The organism is candidate division KSB1 bacterium, from assembly GCA_034505495.1.
Taxonomy (GTDB): domain Bacteria; phylum Zhuqueibacterota; class Zhuqueibacteria; order Residuimicrobiales; family Krinioviventaceae; genus Fontimicrobium_A.
Map to the genome: position 1 here is coordinate 11,337 of JAPDQV010000038.1, position 3,937 is coordinate 15,273.

Here is a 3,937-nt window from a genome sequence, read left to right on the forward strand (position 1 = left end):
GTTCTTCGGCAACCGGCGAGGATTGGTATATTGACGACATCATCTGGACCGGCCAACCGACCAACGTTGCGAACAAAAAGCCGGAAAACCTTGACCTTGCGATCCGCAACTATCCTAACCCCTTCAACCCGATTACGACCATCAGCTACAACCTGCCTCAGGCGGCCATGGTCAATCTGGCGGTTTTCGACCTCAACGGCCGTCAAGTAGCCCAGTTGATCGATCACCGTCAGGCAGCCGGCTCTTACGAGATCCGCTTTGATGCCTCGCAGCTGCCCAGCGGCACTTATTTCTGCCGCCTGATTGCCGGCGAGCGCGTCGATACTCACAAAATGCTGCTGCTAAAGTAGTTCCGGCACGTTCGAATTCCACGGGCGGAGCATTCAGCGTTTATTTGCTCCGCCCTTTGTTTTGTCATGATGGTTCCATCCGTCCATTATCAAAAAGCATGAATAAAGCATTTTCCCTCTTTATCCTGATTCTCTGCACTGTCGAACTGCCGCCGTCTGCTTTCGGCGAGGAACTAGAGAGTGAGGCGGTCACCCTTACTTCTTCGAATCTGCCCATCCTACTAATTGACACCCGCGGCAGAGCCATTCCGGACAGCTTTCGGATACCGGCCAAGCTCGAGGTGAAATACAGAACCGACGGCAGCCGGAATTTCATCGACGATCCCTCTTTGCTTCAAGTCGATATCGCCATTGAAATCCGCGGCTCCTCCTCGGCCTATTTCGACAAAAAGAGCTACGGCTTTGAGACGCGCGATTCGGCCGGCAATAATTTGAACGTGTCTTTGCTCGACATGCCGAGGGAGAATGACTGGATCCTCTACGGCCCTTACAGCGATAAAAGTCTGATCCGCAATGTACTTACTTTTAACTTGGGGCGAAGCATGGGGCGCTACGCTTCCCGCACCCGCTTCTGCGAACTGGTGCTGAACGGCAGGTACCAGGGGCTTTATGTGCTGATGGAGAAAATCAAGCGGGATAGAAATCGCGTGGCGATTGCCGAGCTAAATCCCGATGATAACCAAGGCGACGCCGTGACGGGAGGGTATATCCTCAAAGTCGACAAACGGGATACCAACCCGCCCGGTTGGACGTCTCCGGCAAGGCCGGTCAACGGCGGCGAGCAGATCTTTTTCCAGTACGTTTATCCGAAAGCCGAGGTGATAACTCCGGAGCAGAAGCACTATATTCAAAACTACATTTACCAATTCGAGGCTGCTCTCAACAGCGCCAACTATCGCGACCGAGAGCGGGGATACCTGCCTTTTGTCGATGAGCTCTCTTTCGTCGACATGATGATCATCAACGAATTGACCAAAAACATCGACGGTTATCGCTTCAGCACCTTTATGTACAAAGACCGCGGCGGCCCTTTGACCATGGGGCCGATTTGGGATTACGACTTGGGTTTCGGCAACGTGGATTACGGCCACGAAAGGGCCATGCACCCGGACGGTTGGATGTACAATCAGTCAGCCGGCCGCATGTATTGGTGGCCGCGGATGATGCAGAACTATCGCTTCAAGCTTCTTTTGAGTCGGCGTTGGTACGACCTTCGTCGCTCATCCTTCAGCAACGGCCGCGTGCTCGCCGTCATCGATTCATTGACTCAGCTCATTGATGAGGCGCAACAGCGTAATTTTCAGCGTTGGCGGGTACTCGGCGTCTACCTCTGGCCGAATTTCTACGTCGGCAAGACCTTTGCCGATGAAATCGATTATCTCAAAAGCTGGATATTAGAACGCCTGGAGTGGATGGACCGCAACATGCCGTATCCTGATACCGAGGTCGTTCAAACCGACGAAAAGAATCAGGCGCCGCTCGCCGTTTTCCCCAATCCGTTTCGCGACAGGATTGAATTTATTCTTCCATCCAGCCCCAAACCCCGCGAGCTGCGCATCTATAATTTACTCGGCCGGCTGGTAGGCAGCATGACGCTGCCGGGCGGTTCGGCTCCCAATTGCACAATATGGCGGGAATTTGATTCGGATAGTGATGCGATGAATGCGGGCATTTATTTCTATTCTCTCTATGAGGAAGGAAAAGCGGTGTCCTGCGGAAGGATCATCAAAATACAATAGAAAAGCGCCTGCCCCAGGAGCAGGCGCTTGCGTCGTCAAGCTATTTTCTAACCAGTTCGGCTGCCAATTTTAATTCAACCTCGTGTCCTACCACCAAGCCGCCGGTTTCCATCACCTTGTCCCATGTCAATCCCCACTCCGTACGGTTCAGGACGCCGGTTGCTTCCACGCCCAGCCTTTCGTTTCCCCATGGATCTTTGATCGGACCGGCAAGCGTTGCAAACAGCTCAATCGGCTTGGTAACGCCGTGCATCGTCAAATTGCCTACGACTTTATAGCGCCCGCCTTCCTTCTTAATGGAAACGGTTTCAAAGAGAATTTCCGGATACTTTTCGACGTCAAAAAAGTCGGCGCTGCGCAGATGGTTGTCGCGCGCTTCATTGCCGGTGTTGATGCTCGCCGCTTTGATGACGCCTTTGACCCGAGCGCCTTCAATATTTTGCGGGTCGAGCAGGATTTCGCCGCTGTAATCGGTAAATTTACCGTTCACTTTGGAGATCACCATGTGTTTGACGGAAAATCCTATTTCCGTATGTGAAGCATCCACCGTCCACTCGGCAGCGTTGAGTCCAATATTGATGAGCCATGCCGTAGTCAGTCCATACAATATTTTCTTCATAAAAAAGCCTCCTTGTTATTATACCTTGTTTTTTAAAAAACAGGAAAAGTTTAACAAGAAGGCTTGATGATTTATTTCAAATTCATTTCAGCGAATTAAGGCCATTTTGACGTACGCAACCTGCTCTCCCATTGTCGCGCGCAGGTAATAAACACCGCTGGGCACTTGTTCACCCTGTTCGTTCCGACCGTCCCATACCAAGCGGTGCACACCGGCGTCGCGCTTTTCCTTCAACAAAAGGGCGATTCTTTGGCCCAACACATTAAATACTTCAACCGTCAGCTGCCCCGGCTGCGGGAGCTCGCACTGAACGACGGTTTGGGAATTGAAAGGATTCGGGAAGGCCGGGTGCAGGGCAAAGTGATCGGGAAGCGAGGCTTGCGCTGCCGACACTGCCGCCGGGAAAGCCTGATTGGCGGCTGCCGGGGTGGGCTTGTACTGCAGCCGCCACTCTCCATCTCCATCCGGAAACCGCCCCCAGGACGCATCCTTGGCCATAGAGGCAAAGGTAACGGAATCGACAAACGAGACCGAAGTACGGTTGATTTTCACCAAAGCGACTTTTTCGCCCCGCGCGCTGAGTTTGAAATTAAGATGGCAGGCCCCCTGCTCCGGCTGCCCGTCCGCCCAAAGCAGCAGAAAACCCTTTGCCGGAATGGTCGTCTGTTCCGGCCGATCGACCGCTATGCGATGCTTGGTCGGGTTGGCGGGATCATCCGTTAAATAGAGGCCGGCGATATCGATCGGTTCGTTTCCGCCGTTGTACAGCTCGATCCAGTCGTCGAATTCTCCCGCTTCATCCGCCAGGGTGGACGTGTTGTCCGCCATCACTTCGTTGATGACCAATCCTTCGGTTAGGGCCGGTCCAAAGTGATAGGCATAGGCGCCGATATCGCTGCGGGTGCCGTCAGGATCCAATGGGGCAGAGGGATCACCCGCATCAATGCAGGGCGAATCGAGCAAAAGATTGAAATTGCCATGCAGAGGATCGACAAATTGCGCCTCGCCCTTCAAGTTTCCTTCTCCCGGCAGCAGGCTTTTTTCCGAGAGGCAGTAGGAAAAATGCACATCGGATTGATTGAGGGTTTCGGCTTCGAGATCGAATCGGCCGGCAAAGATCGAATTGGATACGACCGCCCGGCCGCCTCCTTGTCCGCTGGTTTTTTCGTACAAAGCCAGACCGGTACGGCTATCATAGAACGTGCAATGATCGACGGTAACTTCGGAAG

4 protein-coding genes are annotated in these 3,937 nt (G+C 53.3%); 2 read left to right on the forward strand and 2 right to left on the reverse strand.

What is annotated here, in order from left to right:
* Positions 1–350: T9SS type A sorting domain-containing protein (locus ONB24_12825; GenBank protein ID MDZ7316997.1), on the forward strand; the 350-nt coding region annotated here is incomplete at its 5' end.
* Positions 351–448: 98 nt separating this feature from the next.
* A complete protein-coding gene (locus ONB24_12830) occupies positions 449–2,089 on the forward strand; it encodes a CotH kinase family protein (GenBank protein MDZ7316998.1) in 1,641 nt (546 codons plus the stop codon).
* 40 nt (positions 2,090–2,129) lie between these two features.
* On the opposite strand, the gene ONB24_12835 is transcribed toward ONB24_12830, so the two are convergent.
* Positions 2,130–2,708 (reverse strand): YceI family protein, encoded by a 579-nt coding sequence (locus tag ONB24_12835; GenBank protein MDZ7316999.1) that lies wholly within the window; start codon positions 2,706–2,708, stop codon positions 2,130–2,132.
* A gap of 87 nt (positions 2,709–2,795) precedes the next feature.
* The coding region (locus tag ONB24_12840) for a lamin tail domain-containing protein (GenBank protein ID MDZ7317000.1) at positions 2,796–3,937 on the reverse strand (1,142 nt) is incomplete at its 5' end.